The 17,846-nt window shown below is 41.8% G+C and carries 18 protein-coding genes; 12 read left to right on the top strand and 6 right to left on the bottom strand.

Features of this window, described 5'->3' with window-relative positions; translation table 11 throughout:
• Nucleotides 1-18: 18 nt before the first annotated feature.
• The 3 genes from HMPREF9088_RS10255 to HMPREF9088_RS10245 form a co-directional block, all read right to left on the bottom strand.
• A complete protein-coding gene (locus HMPREF9088_RS10255) occupies nucleotides 19-1,026 on the bottom strand; it encodes a peptidylprolyl isomerase (RefSeq protein ID WP_040367035.1) in 1,008 nt (335 codons plus the stop codon).
• A 131-nt stretch (nucleotides 1,027-1,157) separates the two neighbouring features.
• Nucleotides 1,158-1,511 (bottom strand): YtxH domain-containing protein, encoded by a 354-nt coding sequence (locus HMPREF9088_RS10250; RefSeq protein WP_007209185.1) that lies wholly within the window; start codon nucleotides 1,509-1,511, stop codon nucleotides 1,158-1,160.
• Nucleotides 1,508-1,939 carry an HIT family protein gene (locus HMPREF9088_RS10245; protein WP_007209184.1) on the bottom strand — a complete coding sequence of 144 codons (432 nt, stop codon included), beginning with the start codon at nucleotides 1,937-1,939 and terminating at the stop codon, nucleotides 1,508-1,510. The genes HMPREF9088_RS10250 and HMPREF9088_RS10245 overlap by 4 nt, the downstream gene beginning before the upstream one ends.
• A 174-nt stretch (nucleotides 1,940-2,113) precedes the next feature.
• Between HMPREF9088_RS10245 and HMPREF9088_RS10240 the strand changes: the two genes are divergently transcribed.
• From HMPREF9088_RS10240 to manA, 3 genes are read left to right on the top strand one after another with little or no spacing between them, the layout of a single operon-like run.
• Complete coding sequence (locus HMPREF9088_RS10240; protein ID WP_007209183.1) at nucleotides 2,114-2,923, top strand: CppA N-terminal domain-containing protein; 810 nt, start codon at nucleotides 2,114-2,116, stop codon at nucleotides 2,921-2,923.
• A 15-nt stretch (nucleotides 2,924-2,938) separates the two neighbouring features.
• Entirely contained in the window at nucleotides 2,939-3,949 is a 1,011-nt protein-coding gene (locus tag HMPREF9088_RS10235) for a serine hydrolase domain-containing protein (protein ID WP_007209182.1), read from the top strand.
• Between the two features lie 2 nt (nucleotides 3,950-3,951).
• Complete coding sequence (gene manA, locus HMPREF9088_RS10230) at nucleotides 3,952-4,905, top strand: mannose-6-phosphate isomerase, class I (protein ID WP_007209181.1); 954 nt, start codon at nucleotides 3,952-3,954, stop codon at nucleotides 4,903-4,905.
• A gap of 228 nt (nucleotides 4,906-5,133) precedes the next feature.
• Here manA and HMPREF9088_RS10225 read toward each other — a convergent pair whose 3' ends face one another.
• The 3 genes from HMPREF9088_RS10225 to HMPREF9088_RS10215 all read right to left on the bottom strand — a co-directional run bounded on the left by HMPREF9088_RS10225 (nucleotide 5,134) and on the right by HMPREF9088_RS10215 (nucleotide 8,696).
• Nucleotides 5,134-5,838 carry a type 1 glutamine amidotransferase gene (locus tag HMPREF9088_RS10225; RefSeq protein WP_007209180.1) on the bottom strand — a complete coding sequence of 235 codons (705 nt, stop codon included), beginning with the start codon at nucleotides 5,836-5,838 and terminating at the stop codon, nucleotides 5,134-5,136.
• The gene (locus tag HMPREF9088_RS10220; protein ID WP_040367027.1) at nucleotides 5,831-7,183 is read right to left on the bottom strand and encodes a Mur ligase family protein; all 1,353 of its coding nucleotides are present in this window, start codon (nucleotides 7,181-7,183) and stop codon (nucleotides 5,831-5,833) included. Before HMPREF9088_RS10220 ends, HMPREF9088_RS10225 begins: the two co-directional genes overlap by 8 nt.
• 106 nt (nucleotides 7,184-7,289) lie before the next feature.
• Nucleotides 7,290-8,696, bottom strand: a complete 1,407-nt coding sequence (locus HMPREF9088_RS10215; RefSeq protein WP_007209178.1) for a TrkH family potassium uptake protein — start codon at nucleotides 8,694-8,696, stop codon at nucleotides 7,290-7,292.
• A gap of 167 nt (nucleotides 8,697-8,863) precedes the next feature.
• Between HMPREF9088_RS10215 and lepB the strand changes: the two genes are divergently transcribed.
• The 9 genes from lepB to recQ all read left to right on the top strand — a co-directional run bounded on the left by lepB (nucleotide 8,864) and on the right by recQ (nucleotide 17,692).
• Nucleotides 8,864-9,433: a signal peptidase I gene (gene lepB, locus HMPREF9088_RS10210; RefSeq protein WP_007209177.1), complete on the top strand. Its 570-nt coding sequence runs from the start codon at nucleotides 8,864-8,866 to the stop codon at nucleotides 9,431-9,433.
• 372 nt (nucleotides 9,434-9,805) lie between these two features.
• Nucleotides 9,806-11,371, top strand: coding sequence for an ABC transporter substrate-binding protein (locus tag HMPREF9088_RS10205; protein WP_040367024.1), 1,566 nt, complete (start codon nucleotides 9,806-9,808; stop codon nucleotides 11,369-11,371).
• Nucleotides 11,372-11,452: 81 nt separating this feature from the next.
• The gene (locus HMPREF9088_RS10200) at nucleotides 11,453-12,415 is read left to right on the top strand and encodes an ABC transporter permease (protein ID WP_040367019.1); all 963 of its coding nucleotides are present in this window, start codon (nucleotides 11,453-11,455) and stop codon (nucleotides 12,413-12,415) included.
• A complete protein-coding gene (locus HMPREF9088_RS10195; RefSeq protein WP_007209174.1) occupies nucleotides 12,412-13,248 on the top strand; it encodes an ABC transporter permease in 837 nt (278 codons plus the stop codon). The genes HMPREF9088_RS10200 and HMPREF9088_RS10195 overlap by 4 nt, the downstream gene beginning before the upstream one ends.
• Nucleotides 13,245-14,114 carry an ABC transporter ATP-binding protein gene (locus HMPREF9088_RS10190; RefSeq protein WP_007209173.1) on the top strand — a complete coding sequence of 290 codons (870 nt, stop codon included), beginning with the start codon at nucleotides 13,245-13,247 and terminating at the stop codon, nucleotides 14,112-14,114. Before HMPREF9088_RS10195 ends, HMPREF9088_RS10190 begins: the two co-directional genes overlap by 4 nt.
• Nucleotides 14,107-15,009, top strand: coding sequence for an ATP-binding cassette domain-containing protein (locus HMPREF9088_RS10185; RefSeq protein ID WP_007209172.1), 903 nt, complete (start codon nucleotides 14,107-14,109; stop codon nucleotides 15,007-15,009). The genes HMPREF9088_RS10190 and HMPREF9088_RS10185 overlap by 8 nt, the downstream gene beginning before the upstream one ends.
• Nucleotides 14,999-15,391, top strand: a complete 393-nt coding sequence (locus HMPREF9088_RS10180; protein WP_007209171.1) for an OsmC family protein — start codon at nucleotides 14,999-15,001, stop codon at nucleotides 15,389-15,391. The genes HMPREF9088_RS10185 and HMPREF9088_RS10180 overlap by 11 nt, the downstream gene beginning before the upstream one ends.
• A gap of 60 nt (nucleotides 15,392-15,451) precedes the next feature.
• A complete protein-coding gene (locus HMPREF9088_RS10175; protein WP_007209170.1) occupies nucleotides 15,452-15,844 on the top strand; it encodes a hypothetical protein in 393 nt (130 codons plus the stop codon).
• Between the two features lie 96 nt (nucleotides 15,845-15,940).
• Complete coding sequence (gene recQ / locus HMPREF9088_RS10170) at nucleotides 15,941-17,692, top strand: DNA helicase RecQ (RefSeq protein ID WP_040367014.1); 1,752 nt, start codon at nucleotides 15,941-15,943, stop codon at nucleotides 17,690-17,692.
• The last annotated feature ends 154 nt before the right edge of the window (nucleotides 17,693-17,846 follow it).

Here is a 17,846-nt window from a genome sequence, read left to right as displayed (position 1 = left end):
TTCAACTACTTTTTTTAATTATTTGGATGAAGAAGTTGTATCTGAAGAAGATTCAGATGTTTCGCTAGTAGAAGACGTTGTTGCTGAACTTGAAGTAGATGAAGTTGAGCTAGATGATGTTTTCGTTTCAGCGGCATCAATAAAGGTTGATAAGATATTACTGAAAGATTTATCAACAATTTTTACATTTTGATCTTTCAATACTTCACCAATGACTTTTGTTGAGAACGTTGAATCATTGATTTTTGTGTTTGTCGCAATTGTTTTCAAAGTTTTTTTGTATTTATTCATATCATTGCCTTTAGAAGAAGTCTTCACCATTTTAATGATATAGTAACTTTGTGTGTAAGTAGATGAGTTAGTGACTGCGATTGGATCAGAAATTTCACCATCTTTTAATTTCCATGCTGCTGCTTGAACTTCAGCAGGGATGGTCGTAGAGGTAGAATCGAAGGTTACTTTTCCTCCATCTTCTTTTGTTGTGCTATCTGTAGACTTTTCTTTAGCAATCTTAGCAAAATCTGCTCCATCTTTGCTAGCTTCTGTTTTTACCTCTTTTGCTTCATCTTCAGAGGCAACTTGGATGATTTGAGCTTCAACTTCTGGATGGAAAGATTCCCAAGCAGCTTTGTAATCAGCATCTGTCAATTTCACGTGTGCTTTTAAGCCTGCTTCCATTGCAAGTTGTTGTTTGATTGCCTTTTTATAAGAATCTTTTGTGTAGCCAGCTGATTCCAATTGTGATTCAAATGAATCGCCGTATTGTTTGGCGGTTTGGTTGTATTGTTTATCAACTTGTTTTTGTGATACTTTGTCACCATATTTATCTTCAAATGCTTGATAGATAATCATGTTACGAGCCAGTTGTTGGTTGGCAGAAGTTAATTTTGCTTCTGCATAAAAATCAGAGACGGTAATTTTATTGCCTTTCATTGTAGCAATCGTTTCATCGCTTGAGCTAGAGCAAGCAGCTAAGGTCATGACACTGAAAAGCCCCAAAGTTGCCAAAATTAGTTTTTTCTTCATATTCTTAAGCACTCCCATTTTCTAAAGTAAAAATATCACAACAACTACTATAACATATTTTTATTAGAATAAAAGAAATCGGTAAATCTTTCGAATAAAATTCATAGAATTGTCATGTTTTCTTTAGCAAGCTATTTCGTATTAGCTAATTTTTGTTTGGCTTCTTTTAGGTGTTGCGATAAGAGTGCCTTTTGGTCATTGATTCGTTTGATACGTGGTTGTGCTTGAAATTGAAAAGCATCGATATCTTTTTTGATTGCTCGTGAAACTACGGGGACCGTCTGAGCGACAAGGTCAGATGTTTCTTTGACCGTGCTTTGAAGATGTGCGACGTGCTCTTTAAATTCTTTGGTAGAGTCAGTGACATCAACGACATAGGTATCAATTTGTTGTTGGAAGTCTTTGCCTTTTTTAGGCGCAAAAAGAAGACCTAAACTGCCCCCAACACCAGCGCCAAACACGAGACCTTTTAGAAATGATGTCATTCGCTTTTCACCTGCGCTTTGATTTTTTCGGCCAAGGCTGCTAGGTCATCTGCTGTGTAATTTTCCATATGGTTGCCAAAATGTAACGCAAAGTCATCTTCTTTTCCATAGCGAGGAATCAAGTGGATATGAGAATGGAAGACGGATTGATAGGCAATCTCTTTGTTGTTGTTAATGATATTTAAGCCTTCCATATCAGGGAAGCTTGCTTCAAGTGCGCGTGCAATTTTTGGAATTCGCGAAAAGACATCAGCGGCAAGTGCTTCGTCGTATTCAAAGATATCAGATACATGAACTTTCGGAATCACTAGCGTATGGCCTGGGGTAACTTGAGTGATATCTAAAAAGGCGTACACTTTGTCGTCCTCATATACTTTGTGACTAGGGATGTCATGGGCTAAAATACTACAAAAAATACAATTTTCCATCAAAAAAAGCCTCCTTAAAAGCCGTTGTTTATTTATGAGTAGTGTACCATATTCTCAAAAAACGTGCAGATAATGAAAAGTGCTTCATTTCTTAGCTTTTTTCGGGTATTGCTTGCTTGAATGACAGATTATCAGTAAAATGAAGCGAGAAACCTTGAGAGGAGATACAAAGGAATGGGGCAATTTCAGCTTGGACCAAGTACAAAACTCGTTTCATTGGCGATACGAGTAAAAGACCGCGATAAAATGATTGCGTTTTATCGGGATATTATCGGTTTTTCATTGAAGAGTGAAGAGAATGCATTGGCAATTATGGGGACGGACAATCACCCAGAAGAACGGTTGTTATTAGAGGAAAGTCCACGTGCCGATGATCATTTTAGGAAAACCAAAAAATTGCAGCACATTATCTTGCAAGTCCCATCACTACCCGAACTTGCAGCGATTGCTGCACGATTAGCTACCCAAGAGAGCGAATACCAAGTCCACGTGACTGAAGCGACAGTTACTGTGAATCTAAAAGACCCAGAGGAAAATCAATGGGTAATTTCTTATCAAAAAGAGGCAGCGGATCAGCTTGTCGATGCCGCTGATTTGGTTTGCGATCAAACAGATACCTCTATCCGTCTAACCGAAGCGATTCAATTTGTCGGTGTGGCGTTAAACGTCCTTGATCAAAACGTACAGCAAACCTTTTTAGCTGACCAATTAGGCTTTGAGTTGAATCAGCAAGCAGAATTACATAGTCCAACACTGTCATTTGTAGTCACAGCTAATCAAGTATCCGATCCAACTGTGGCATTAACTAGCGATGAAGTGATTGGTTTGGAGTTTATCAAGTTTGTCTTAGATCAAAATGATTTATTGGCACTGGAGAAAAATCTACTAGACTCTGATTACGACTTTTTCATCGATAAGAAAAAATCAGTATTGACTGTCTACGATTCAGTTGGCGTGGAATGGTGGTTTGAGCGTACCAACTAACCATAGATAGAAGAGGTGAACGACTTGTTTGAAAAAACACTGGCACTCATGGAGCAACAACGGCTTGCGGGTGTCTATAGTGGATATATCGGCAGTTTTTTAGAGCACGGTCACTTTCAGCGCAAGGTGAGTGGCTGGGCGGCGACAGTCCCGAATAAGGAAAAGCTGACGGCAGACTATTTATTTGATGTGGCTTCATTAACCAAAGTAATCGGCACGACCTCGGTCATTTTGCGATTACTTGATCGTCATGAGTTGCAGCTAGATGATCCAGTCATTCGTTTTTTGCCGCAGTATGCAGACAAACGTGTGACCATCAGACACTTATTGACACACACATCAGACATTCAGACATGGATTGAACACCGTGATCAACTAGCCGCAGATGAGCTAAAAAAAGCCTATCTTCAGCAACAAGCATCTTCAAAAATAGGCCAGCGAGTGAGCTACACGGATACGGGTTTTATTTTATTGGGCTTGTTATTGGAGGCAATCTATCAGGCACCGCTAGCAGACATATTTCAAAAAGAAGTATTTGAACCACTAGGGATGATTCATACTTCGCTAGGATCACCCAAGGGTTCGTTAGTCGTGCCAACCGAGCAAATAAATGGTCAGGTGCTAAGGGGAACGGTTCATGATCCCAAAGCACGGATTCTTGGTGAGCACGCAGGCAATGCGGGTCTTTTTTCGAATGTAGCTGACTTAGAAGCGTTTGTTTGGATGTATGCGCATGGGGGAGAGGGCTATATCTCAAGAGAAGTGCTACAAGCAACGCAGCAAGATCAAACACCAAATCGTAAAGGAAAGCGCGGGATTGGGTGGCAATTAGTGGGTCCAACACATACAATGTTGTTTCATACCGGCTATACAGGGACATTTTTATTGATTGATTGCGACCAGCAGTCAGGGCTGATTTTTTTGTCTAATCGGGTGCACCCAATAGATGAACGGCAAGCATACATCACCCACCGTGATCAGTTGGTCGCTTGCTACTTAAGTGAAAAAGAGAAAAGCGAGGAGTAACGATGGAACCATTGTTTTTACAACCAGTATTTCAAGAAAAAATATGGGGTGGCACCCGTTTGCATGATGTGTTTGGCTTTGAATTACCTAACGATAAAATAGGGGAAGACTGGGCGATTAGTGCACATCCGCATGGTGTTAGTACGGTCATAAATGGCCCATTCAAAGGTGAAAATTTGGCCGACCTTTGGCAAAATAAAAAAGAATTATTTGGCAATCCTACAGAACCAGTCTTTCCTTTATTGGTTAAAATATTGGATGCAGAAGAGGAATTGTCTGTGCAGGTCCATCCAGATGATGCGTATGCCAAAGAACATGAGGGTGAATTAGGAAAGACAGAATGCTGGTATGTGATTGATGCCCAGCCAGGTGCAGAAATCATCTATGGCCATCATGCCAAAAGCAAGGCTGAATTTGCGGAAATGGTGGAAAAAACAGCGTGGGATGAGCTATTTCGTAGAGTCCCCGTGCGTAAGGGTGATTTCTTTTACGTTCCTAGTGGCACGATTCATGCCATTGGGAAAGGCATTTTAATTTTAGAAACACAGCAAAGTTCGGATACGACTTATCGGGTCTATGATTATGATCGTGTGGACCAAACGGGGAATAAGCGAGAACTCCACATTCAACAATCGATTGATGTATCGACTATTCCTGCTGTCTATCCGACACCGTCTATTCAAGAAGCAAGAAAAGATAACTCAACAATCACCACGTATGTAAAAACAGACTTTTTCAACGTCTATGAGTGGTCTGTTAAAGGATCACTCGCGTTTAAAAAACGGGCACCCTACACCTTAGTGACAGCTATTTCAGGCTATGGCAAGCTTTTAGTTGGTGATACTAGCTACGAGTTAACGCCTGGAACAAGTTTTATTTTACCGAATCAAATCAATGACTGGCTGATTGAAGGCGACGTGCAGTTGATTGCATCAGAGCCTGGTCGAAAAGAATAAGGAATAATTTTTGAAAGAAAAAATACATTTATGGTTTGTTTAAGGAGGACGTCTTATACTTCATTCATACCAAACAAACCAAACTTTTTTTCATTTCTTTCTCCCTGACTCACTAGCCCCCAACTAGTGAGTTTTTTTATGTAAAAAATAGATTGTGACAGAATTAGCTACGAAAAAAAACCAGAAGTTTGAGAAATAACTTCTGGTTTTTATGGTCTCCTTATCTTTTTAAATTTGAGCAAGTGGTAGCTCGGGTAAATCTGCTAAGGCTGCCTCGCCGTATTTTTGCACAAGCGCAGTCTTCAGTAGCCGTTGTGCTAAAATTGGATTTCTGGCTAATAACGGTCCGTGGAAGTATGAGCCAAAGACATTACGATAGATGACGCCTTCGGATTGGTCTTCGCCATTGTTGCCGTTACCTTGAACGACTGTCCCCAGAGGTCGTTCACCTTCACCAAGAAAAGTGCGGCCATTGTGATTTTCAAAGCCATAATATGTTTCATTAAATGCGTCATTATGGATGACAATATCGCCGATAAAGCGATGGTTGTCTTGGCTAAGCGTATAGTGGTCTAGCGCACCGATACCGGCAATCTTTTCACCGTCAGCGCCAATATAGTAATGACCAAGTAATTGATACCCCCCACAAATTGCTAAGAGGACACCATCGTTTTCGATATAGTCTGTCAAAGGTTCTTTTTTGTCTTGAATATCTTTTGAGACAATCATTTGCTCGTAATCTTGGCCACCGCCGAAAAAGACAAGCTGATAGCGCTCAGGGTCAAAGGATTCATGAATGCTGACGACTTCCATCTCTAATGTAATGCCGAGTTGTTTTGCGACATAGTTTAGCATTAAGATGTTGCCGTTATCGCCATACGTATTTAGTAAATTCCCGTATAAATGTGCGAGTCGTAAAGTGTACTTAGTCATTGCTCATGCCTCCTTTGATGAAGCCTTTTTCAGCCAAGCGTTTGCGTAATTGCAAGACGGCAGTGTAGGTCGCAAGAATATAGACGTGTTTGGTTGGTAGTTGCTGGATTTTTTGAATCGTGTCGTCGATACTTGCGACTTCCGTAATTTTTTCTGCTGGAATCCCGGCGACTGTCAGGCGTAGGGCCATATCTTTGTGGCGATCACCACCAGCTATGACTGCGGGAATCTCCATATCGGCAAAGGCTTCATGATTGCCATCCCAAATCCAGCTTACATCGATACCATCTGCATAGTTGGCGTTTAGTAAGCAGACTAGTGAGAATGAGTCAGGTGTAAGGCCAATCATGTCGATTACTTGGTTTAAGCCTACTGGATTTTTTACGAGAACCAAGGTGCATTCTTTTTCGCCTATGTGAATGACTTCTTGGCGGCCAAATACTTTTTCATCATACGCTAAGCCTGCGCGAATTTTTTCAGGAGCGACGTGATAGTGCTCGGCTACAGCGGTGGCAGCTAGAGCATTGTAAATATTGTATAGTCCACCGACTTCAATCTGATACGGTTTTTCATCAATGACAAAAGAAGCTTGTTTATTCGTCATGGCTGTTAATTCCGTCAAGCGATAGTCTAAGGCTGGCCGTTTGAAGGAACAGTTGGGACAATAATACTTGCCAAGATTGGCATATGTAAGCATTTTGTAATGAAGGATATGCTGGCAATTTGGGCAAAGTACATTATCTGTATTGTAATGAGCCAGCTGCTCCTTATCAGGCAAGTGGTCAAAACCATAAAATTTTTGTGGGTTGATCGTTTTAACAGAATGGAAGATAGGCGCATCACCATTGGCTAAAATCAAAGCGTCAGGTGATTGCGAGGCACCTTCAACAATTAGTTTATACGTCGTGTAGATTTCACCATATCGGTCCATTTGATCACGGAAGATATTGGTAAAAACGAAAAGTTCTGGCTTAATGTACTTAGTTACTTCACGTAAGCTTGCTTCATCTATTTCTAAGACGGCAAATTTTGTGTCGCCTTTTTTGGCTTTAGCAGACAAGAAGGTCGAGACAATTCCTTGGACCATGTTGGCACCTGTGGGATTGGTTAAGACGCTATCAAATTCTTGACGCAAGATATTTACAGTCAGCGCAGTCGTTAATGTTTTGCCGTTCGTACCGGTAATGACGACCACTTGGTAATCTTTTGCTAGTTGATCTAATACTTTGGGATCGATTCGTAAAGCTAGCTTACCAGGTAAGCTCGATCCTCCTTTGAAAAATGTTTTTAAAAGCCACTGTGAGCTTTTGCCTACTAGAATAGCGGCCGTACTTCTTATTCCCATAATATCCTCCATCAAGACCGATTTCCTTTTTAACGTGTTATATCTTATCATAAATTTTGAGACAGTGCGCTGGTAACAGGTGAAAATCAAATGAATCCTAAGAAACTTAACCGATAATAATCTTTTCTGTTGGGTAGGCATAGCCTAAATCGCGTGTTTCTTTAGGGATGAATAAAAGCAAAGTATACAACATGCCAATCCGGCCGATAAACATCAAGAGTGCAATCACGATCTTACCGACTGTCGACAGCTCTGGTGTGATGCCAAGAGAGAGGCCGGTTGTTCCAAAGGCAGAGGTGACTTCAACGATAATCGAAATCAGTGGCAAATCTTCTGTTGAACTCAGAAATAAGACACAGAAAAAGCACATCATTAGGGACAACATAAAGACCGCGATGGATTTTTGGACATCATCATCGGCTATTTTCCGTCCGAAGACGTTGACGTGTTTTTCGCCTTTTAAAAAAGAAAACAAATACAAGCCGATAATCGCCATAGTAGTCGTCCGTACACCACCACCGACTGAGCTTGGACTACAGCCAATAAACATCAACAGCGAAAATAACATCAACGTCGTGATTTGAAATTGATTAAGGTCGTGAATTTGCAGACCGGCATTCCGAGTCGTGATTGAATAAAAGGAACTATTCAAGAGTTGCTCACCAAAGGACATACTGACAAATAAGTGGTCCTTTTCTAAAAAATAAATTGCAGCCGAACCGACCACAAAAAGCACGACAAAGGCCAATGAAGCAATCTTAGTGAAAAGCGAGAAACGAAACGGTAGTCGCTTGCGCTTTTTATGTAAGACATGCAAGCTATATTCATGAAGGTCCATCAAGACTGGAAAGCCAATCCCACCAATCACGATTAAAAACATAATTCCAATCAAAAAGAACCCATCTTTGGCAAAGGGTAAGATGGAGTCTCCTGTGACATCAAAGCCTGAATTGGTTACCGACGATATGGCTTGATAGAAGCCATAAAAAAAGGCAGAGGACCAATGCTCGTAATACCCACCGAGTTTAAAATAAATCGCAAATAGACTACCGGCGATTGCTTGGACAATTAAAAGAATGGTAAATGTCGTTCGAATCATTTTGACAATTCCGCTTAGTCTAGGCTGGTTCATATCAGTCATAATTAGTTGGCGTTGCTTTAAGGAAATTTTGCGACGAGAGACAATGGCAAAAAATGTCGAAAACATCATAATACCTAAGCCACCTATTTGAAAAAGTATTTCCAGTAAGATAATGCCATTGTGATTAAAGACATCCGTCAATGAGATAGTTGTCAAGCCGGTCACACTCACTGTGCTAATTGCTAAAAAGAATAGGTCAATAAATGAAACGTCTTGATTTGGGACGCGAAAGAATGGCAAATAAAATAGCAGTAAAGCGATTGCTGCCATGGCAAGGTAATAAAAGACAATAATTTGAATAGAAGACACATTTTTTGTCAAAAAATGCTGTCCTTTACGGTGTGTCAACTGAGAAAACCGTTTAAAGTTCATCAGGTAAGCTCCTTTATCGTTCAGTATAGCTAGTATAGCAAACTTTCAGTAGCCAATGATAAGATTTCTATCCAAAGATTGCGAAATTCTTAATTACAAATGGTTGGTGATTCTTCCGGTTTAGGATATGCTATACTGAAGCATAAAAAAGAATAGGAGTCAGTCCAGTGAAAAAATTTTTGAGTGATTGGGGTCTTTTTATCGTTATCATCCTTGCATTTTTAGTGGTTCGTATCTTTGTATTCACTCCAGTACAAGTGAGTGGGCATTCAATGGATCCGACTTTGGCAGATGGTCAACGCCTGATTGTCAATAAACTAGCAAAAATCGAGCGTTTTGATATTATTACCACAAAAGAGCCGGACGATGAATCGACGACGGCGGTCAAGCGTGTGATTGGTTTGCCAGGCGATACGGTAAAGATGAGTGGAGATGTCTTAACAATCAACGGGAAGACCTATAAAGAAGCCTATCTAAACGAATTTAAAAAAGCCTTTGCGGATGATAAATTACAATCAGAGTATAGCTATAGCACATTATTCCAAGAACGTGCAGAAGCCGCGACGAGCTTTACCTCCGACTTTGAAGTGACGGTGCCAGCGGGAAGTTATTTTGTCTTAGGGGACAATCGCTTGGTGTCTAAAGATAGTCGTATCTTTGGCTTTGTGACCAAAGACGATATTCAAGGTGAAGTACTGTTACGCTATTGGCCATTGAAACAACTAAGTGTATTTTAAAAATGCGAGACAACAGCAGCAAATAAAAGACCAGTAAATCTGAAAGTTAGTGCTCAAACTTTTGGATTTACTGCTTTTTTTTATGGGAGATTCTGTCGTACTGTTTGACTCTGATTTAGCAGCACAAAGCGAGCTAAGTCCTGTTCCGCGATAGAAAAAAAGAATCAGGCGAGCTCGGACATGTCTAGATAGCTAGTGTAATAGCGGCCTATGACAAGAAGTAGCGATAGATATATACTATCGCAGAAAAATGAGTCTCTTTTAAAAAGTTCTGTTATTTGACAAAGTGACGTTAGGTTGATTACAGTACATATACAGTACATATATTGTACAAATGAAAGAAAATTTTGTTGTGAAGAGGAGAATGTATATATGGGGAAAAAGAAATGGTTGAGCGTGGGGCTCGTAGCTTTGGGACTTTTTTTAGCTGCTTGTGGCTCAGGGTCATCAACGACAACGTCTTCTACAACAACGGCAGATTCATCGACGTTCACGTATGCGATTAGTGGTGATCCTAGTTCTATGAATCCTATCAATACTAGTGATCGATGGGGGCTCACTGTAGCGAATATGATTTTCTCACCATTAGTAGCGGTTGATGGCGACGGCAACTCAGAAAATGTCTTAGCAGAATCAGTTGAACCAGCAGCGGATGGGAAATCAGTGACCGTGAAACTAAAACAAGGGATCAAATGGTCTGATGGGGAAGCATTCACGGCTGATGATGTCGTGTTTACGTATACAAAAAAAGCTGACAAAGCTAATGGAAATGCCGACAGTTTATGGATTGGTGATCAAGCAATCAAAGCAGTAAAAGTTGATGACTATACGGTGCGTTTTGATTTTCCTACCGTTAGTGCAGCAGCTGTGAATAATATTGTGACTGAAACCTTTATCATTCCAGAACATATCTACAAAGATGTTACTGATTTTTCAGTGAGTGAATTGCCTGAAACACCAGTCGGAACTGGCCCATACAAATTAAAAGAATACAAACGTGGACAATACTTACAATTTGAAGCCAACGAAAACTATTTTGGCACCAAGCCAAGTATTAAAAACGTGACGTTACAAATTATTGAAAGTACCAATACTGCTAAAGTTGCTTTACAAAAGGGTGAGGTCGATGCGACAGTGGTCTTACCATCAGATATTAAAGACCTAGACACAGATTCGATTAGCACATATGCATACAGCGAAAACCGGATTGGCTATTTAGGATTAAACAGTCAGACAGAGCAATTAAAAGATGTGAAAGTTCGTCAAGCAATCTTCTATGCACTAAACAAAGATGAAATGAACAAAGCGGCGTACTTAGATGAAAAATATTATGCGACACCGTATTCATTCTTGCCACCGGCGAATAAATTTGTTAGTGATGATGTAGAAAAATACAGTACAGATGATGCCAAAGCGAAAAAATTATTGGCTGAAGCCGGCGTGTCTGATCTAAAAATTAATCTAGCCTTTACGGCATCAGATCCAGCGCAAAGTCTACAAGCGACATTGATTCAACAACAATTAGCGAAAGTGGGTATTACCGTCGAGTTGCAAGGTGGCGATGGCACAGCCATTTACACAGAATTGCGCAAAGCGGATTCGACTAAATACAATATGTTCTTAGGTGGCTACATCATGGGAAATGATCCTGATCAATACGCACGTTTATTTAAAACGGGTGGTGGCTCAAACTACTTTAAGCTAGCCAATGATACCGTCGATCAACTCTTCAATGATGGCGCGGTTGAATTAGATACCACTAAGCGCGAAGCTATTTATGATGATCTACAAAAAGAAATTGCCGACCAAGCTGTGATCTACCCAATTGTAGATAACAAAAAGATTTTAGCGGCAAACAAACGTATTCAAGGCATTGATGATGCCAAACTTGTCCCAATTTATACGTTTGAAGATATGGCGAAATTAACCATTAAGTAAATGCCAGGCTGTGCGGAGAAGAGCGATTTCTCGCACAGCCTGTTTTGTCTGATTGACTTTGATAGAAAGCGATGTGAAAGCATGTTACGTTATATTCTCAAACGAATACTACAAGCAATCCCTTTGTTGCTAGTGATTTCGTTTATTGTTTTTTCTTTGATTCAACTTGCACCTTATGATGTGATTGACTCATTGACGACACCCAATATGTCACCAGGTCAAGTGGAAGTGTTACGTCAACGTTATGGTCTGGATAAACCGTTTCTCGTGCAATATTATTTATGGATTAAGCAAATTTTTCACGGGGACTTTGGCTACTCATTGGCATCGCAACACAGTATTGCCAATGATTTAGCTACCAAAATACCAAATACCATTCGACTAGTGTTGCCGGCATATGTGACGGCGTTGATTTTAGCGGTCTCTTTAGGATTAGTAGCTGCGGCCAATAAAGGCAAATGGCTAGACCGCGTGATTGATGGGATTGCCTCAATTGGTATTGCAGTCCCTTCTTTTTGGTTGGCGATGTTGCTCATTTATTATTTTGGCTACAAGTTGAATTTATTCCCAATTATCGGGATGCAAACGGTCGGACAAGCTTGGAGTTTATCAGACTACTTGGCACATTTCATCTTACCATATATAACCTTAACGATTGTCTTCTTCCCAGAGCTGTTGCGTTACATTCGAGCATCAGCGATGAAGGAAGTCTCAGAAGATTACGTTATGGTGCAAAAGGCGTTTCACGCGACCAAGTGGGAAATATTTAGCCGGCACATTAGTCGCAATGTCTTGATTCCGATTGTGACGCAAATTGGGATGGCTTTACCGATGTTAGTGACAGGGGCAATTATCACGGAAACCATCTTTGGCTGGCCAGGAGTCGGTCCTTACTTGATGAGCGCGACGAAAAGCTTGGATTATCCTGTGATTATGGCAGTTATGTTGTTTTCAGCATCGTTGGTTATTTTAGGGAACTTGCTTGCCGATGTCTTGTACTCGATAGTAGATCCTCGTATCCGTAAAGGAGGGAGCGCGAAATGAATACAAGTCACTCTAGTTTCAAAAGTATTTTGCGTCATCCAATCTATTTGCTGTCCGCCATCTTTTTACTTGTCCTTATTTGTCTCTCGCTAGGGGCGCCACTATTGCCACTTGATCCGACTGCAACAAACGTCAGTCAAATGTCGCAGCCACCGAGCTGGCAGCATTTATTTGGGACCGATGAAGTCGGTCGAGATTACTTTATTCGGGTGGTATACGGTGGGCGCGTGTCGCTATTAGTCGGAATATTGGCGATGTTAACAGCGACCTTTATCGGTACAGTGATTGGCTTAGTTGCCGGTTATTTCGGTGGCTGGTTGGACAATGTGTTGATGCGGGCGGTCGATGTGCTCTCTGCAATTCCATGGTTAGTCTTAGTGATTGTCTTAAGTGTCTTCTTAAAACCAGGCTTAACGACCATCGTCATCGTGATTGGTGGATTTTCATGGATGAGCATTGCTCGCTTGATTCGAGCGGAGACCTTAGCGGCTAAAGAGCGCGACTATGTAGCCTATGGGCGATTTATCGGACAAAAGTCCCTCACAATCATTGCCAAGCACGTCTTTCCATCGGTCTTGCCAACATTGATTGTCGCAGCGACCAATAGTATTTCCAGTGCCATCATGACAGAATCAGCGTTAAGCTTTTTAGGTATGGGTATCCAGCAACCGATGTCTTCATGGGGTAGCTTGTTGCAAAATGCGCAGGCAACGCTACAAAGCGCGCCTTATATGGCAATCTTACCGGGGCTATTTGTCGTATTAACGGTCTATTCATTTAATAATCTGGGCGACTTTGTCAAGAGTCGTCTACAAGGAGGCCAAGCAGCGTGAGTTTACTTACGATCGAAGAGTTAACAGTAAAATTAAACACAGCAAAAAACGAAGAAAAAGTCTTGGTCCATCCGCTATCACTATCTGTCAATAAAGGGGAAGTGGTCGGGATTGTGGGTGAGTCAGGCAGTGGCAAGAGCATCACGATGAAAAGCTTGTTAAATCTATTACCTGATGGCGCCCAAGCGAGTTATGATACCTTTCTTTTTCAAGGACAATCCGTCACGCCCAAAGATAAGCTGCCGATTTCGATGATTTTTCAAGATCCGATGACATCGCTCAATCCGGTCCGCACGATTGGGTATCATTTGATTGAAGTGATTCGCCGTCAACAACGAATCCCTAAGCGCCAAGCAAAAGAGTTAGCAATCCAAGAATTGACGAAAGTCGGCATCCCGCTGCCTGAGCGAAGAATGAAGCAATATCCGCATGAACTATCTGGCGGCATGCGCCAGCGGGTGATGATTGCCATGGCACTCTTAGCAAAACCCAAACTGTTGATTGCCGATGAGCCGACGACTGCACTAGACGTTACGATTCAAGCACAGATTTTGACACTCATTCAGCAACTACAAAAAGAAGAGCAGTTGGCGGTCTTGTTAGTCACTCATGATTTTGGTGTCGTAGCAGGTATGTGTGATGCAATCAAAGTTATGTACCAAGGTCAGCTAGTTGAAGAAGGTACGACAGAAGAAATCTTTTATCATGCCGCACACCCGTACACGCAACAGCTGTTAGCAGCGGCTCATTTAGGGGATAAAGAGCTAGTTGAAGAGCCCAAAAAACACCAAATACAAAGCGAGGGCGAGTGGACTGTATTGTCACCAACGCATCGTGTCTGGCTAGGAGGAAGCACGCATGAATAAAGAACCACTCGTACAAGTCACCCACGCCGACAAAGTCTTTCAGTCGAGAAACTGGCGGGGGCAAACAACGCAAGTCCATGCGGTCAACGACATTAGTCTAACCATCTACAAAGGGGAGACGCTAGGGCTAGTGGGCGAATCTGGTAGCGGAAAAACAACGCTAGGCAGAGGGATTCTTCAGCTAGAGCCATTCACATCTGGTCAAGTGTTGTTTAATGGTATTGACTTGCAGCATGCGACAGCTAGCCAAAAGCATACTCTCTCGCAAGAAATGCAAATTATTTTTCAAGATCCCTATTCTGCTTTGAATCCACAAATGACGGCCTTGGAACTAGTCATGGAGCCACTATTTCGTGAATCAAAGGCGAGCGCCAAAGAAAAAGCCTTGGCACTATTGACCACGGTGGGAATTAGCGGAGCCGATGTTCACAAATATCCAAAAGCTTTTAGCGGTGGTCAGCGGCAGCGCATTGGTATCGCGCGGGCGGTCGTCGGCCAACCTAAATTCATTTTGTGCGATGAGCCGACTTCCGCCTTGGATGTCTCGATTCAAGCGCAAATCATGGCGTTATTGGTACGCTTGCAAAAGGAATATGCACTTTCGTATTTATTTATTTCACATGATTTGTCGGTCATTCGCCATATTTCTGACCGCATCGCAGTGATGTATCAAGGGCAATTAGTCGAATTAGCCCCAACGAATGATTTATTCGAACATCCGCAGCATGCCTATACGAAAAAACTATTGGCGGCGGCTCCGATTGCCGATCCAAAGTTAGCTAGACAGCAATTGCAACAGCCAATTCATCAAGAACCAATCCAATTAACGACGGACTTTCAGTGGCAAGAAGTCCGACCCAATCATTTTGTAAGGAGTGACCATCATGTCAGTTGAAACATTAACCATTCAAAAAGGAAAAGAAAAATTTGAGCTACCCGTTGAGCCGACGAATTGGATCTTGGCTAGAGAGGTAGGCTATTCCCCAGTCCAAATGCTCGTGACAGCCACGGCGACGTGTGGTGGGTATGTCTATAGTTCAGTACTGGAAAATTCACACATCCCCTATACGTTTGATAAAATAGAAGTATCCTATGATCGAGACCAATCAAAGCAAGCTGAACCATTATCAGCGATTGACATTACATTTTTTGTACACATCGAGAAAGAGTACCAAGAAAAAGCCTTGCGTTGTGTCAAATTGGTTTCAAAAAATTGCCCCGTGATTCAATCACTGGACAAAGGAATTCAAGTAACGGAGACGGTCGTTTTTAATTAAGTAGGAGGAAGCAAGCTGAAGTCACTGAAGAAATGGCACATTGCAGCGACGACCTTTCCCATGTGGACGAGTGGCAAGCGCCAGTATCCTACCATCACGTATGAGTTTTTACAAGAAGCGCCTCTAAAACTGATCGATACGGTTCGTTACACTAGAAAAGCCAAACGAAAGCAGATTTGTGGCATTGATACGCGGACTGAGAGCGGCTTTACTTGGCGAGGCAGGGGGGTACTCGCTTTTCTAAAAAGCAAGTGGTCAATTGTGTATCTTGATGATCGTTGCTTAGTGATTCGTTTTGAGCGCTCGCTCGTTACTCCGGCTGGAATTGATGTTTTAGTCGCTCAGCCTCAGATGAGGCCAAGCTCGCTTGATTTGACTAAGTATGGCTTGACGGCAAAAGAAGTAGCGCAGCTGACATTTCTACCTACTGAAAAAGTAAATAGGAACGCTTGAAGAGTATATCTCTTCAAGTGTTCATTTTTTTTTGAAGCTAGGAATTGATGACAGAATTCGCTATAATCGAAAGGAATGGAGAGGTGCAACAAAGCGATGAATGAATTAAAACAAAGACTAAAACAAACATTTGGCTATGATCAATTTCGTCCAGGACAAGAGGCGATCATTGAACGCGTCCTTAATGGTGAGAATGTCCTAGGTATCATGCCAACAGGTGGTGGAAAATCAGTTTGCTATCAATTGCCGGCGATGATGATGGAGGGCTTGACGCTAGTCATTTCACCCCTGATTTCATTAATGAAAGACCAAGTCGATAGTCTAAACGAGATGGGCATCTCAGCCACCTATGTGAACAGCAGTCTCTCTTTTGCCGAAAGTCAGCAACGGTTAGGGATGGCGGCAAGAGGTGAGGTCTCGTTGCTTTATGTTGCACCAGAACGGTTAGCAACCAAAGAGTTCACGGAATTATTGCGACACGTCACCTTATCCTTAGTGGCAATCGATGAAGCGCATTGTATCTCACATTGGGGTCATGACTTTCGCCCAAGCTATTTGTATCTCGCACAGTGGCTGCAGCAATTTGCCACAACGCCGACGATTGTCGCACTGACTGCGACCGCAACACCAGAAGTCGCGCAAGATATTTGCCAATTACTCATGATTGCACCAGAGCAAGTGATACAAACAGGATTTGCACGTGAAAATTTAGCCTTCCAAGTCGTCAAAGACCAAAAAGATGTGTATTTGCTTGAGTATTTAAAGGTGAATCATAAGCAATCGGGCATTGTCTATGCCAGTACGCGCAAAGAAGTGGAGCGCTTGTATCATTTGTTGCAACACCAAAAAATTGCAGTTGGTATGTACCATGGTGGGATGAGCGAAGAAGCACGCTCACGCAATCAGGATGCTTTTTTGTACGACCAGATTCAAGTCATGGTCGCCACCAATGCATTCGGTATGGGGATTAATAAAAGCAATTTGCGCTTTGTCATTCATGCACAAATTCCAGGCAACATCGAATCGTATTACCAAGAAGCAGGCCGAGCAGGTCGTGATGGTTTACCAAGTGAAGCTATCTTGCTGTACGGCGCCCAAGATTTGCAAATTCAGCAGTTTTTTATTGAGCAATCAGAAGCGACAATTGACTATAAGCAAAACGAATATTTGAAATTGCGTGAGATGAATCAATACGCGCATACGCAAATGTGTCTGCAATGTTACATTCTTCGCTATTTTGGTGAAACAGGTACGGCGTGTGGCAAGTGTAGCAATTGCTTAGATGAGCGTGAAGCGATTGATGTGACACAGGAAGCACAAAAAGTATTGTCTTGTGTCAAACGGATGGGGGAACGCTTTGGGAAAGGGTTGGTTAGCAAAGTCTTGACAGGTTCTAAAGATCAAAAAATTAGTCAATGGAAATTTGACCAGCTAACGACATATGGCTTGTTGGCTACTTGGTCACAAAAAGAAGTCACAGACTTGATTGATTATTTGACGGCGGAACAATATCTCATGTTATCTGAAGGCCAGTACCCGTTACTAAGTGTTTCTGCAAGTAGTGTGGATGTTCTACGAGGAAAACAACGGGTTTATCGCAAACAAACAGTCGTTAAACAGCTAATTATAGATGATGAATTATTCGAGCGTTTGCGGCAGCTACGCTTAATATTGGCTCAAGAACAGGGGGTGCCACCCTATGTCATTTTTTCTGATAAGACTTTGCAAGAAATGGCACAGAAACAACCAACCACTACACTAGAACTTCTTCAAATAAAAGGCGTGGGCCAAAATAAGCTGGATAAATATGGCACCACTTTTTTAGCAATCCTTCAAGAGAATAAATAATTTTTAGCACCCAATATAATAGAGTGCTAAATCTTTGCATTTTTTTAGAGGGTGAGTACAATAATAAGTGTAAGGAAGTGAGAGGCTTCCAGACTTACAGGTGTTGCCGCTTGTACTTGTAAGAGAAAACCAATTTTGAAAGGGGAAAGTGAAA

The organism is Enterococcus italicus DSM 15952 (assembly GCF_000185365.1).
Taxonomy (GTDB): Bacteria; Bacillota; Bacilli; order Lactobacillales; family Enterococcaceae; genus Enterococcus_G; species Enterococcus_G italicus.
Note: the sequence above shows the minus strand (reverse complement) of the source record. Positions and strands in the feature narration are given on the sequence as shown.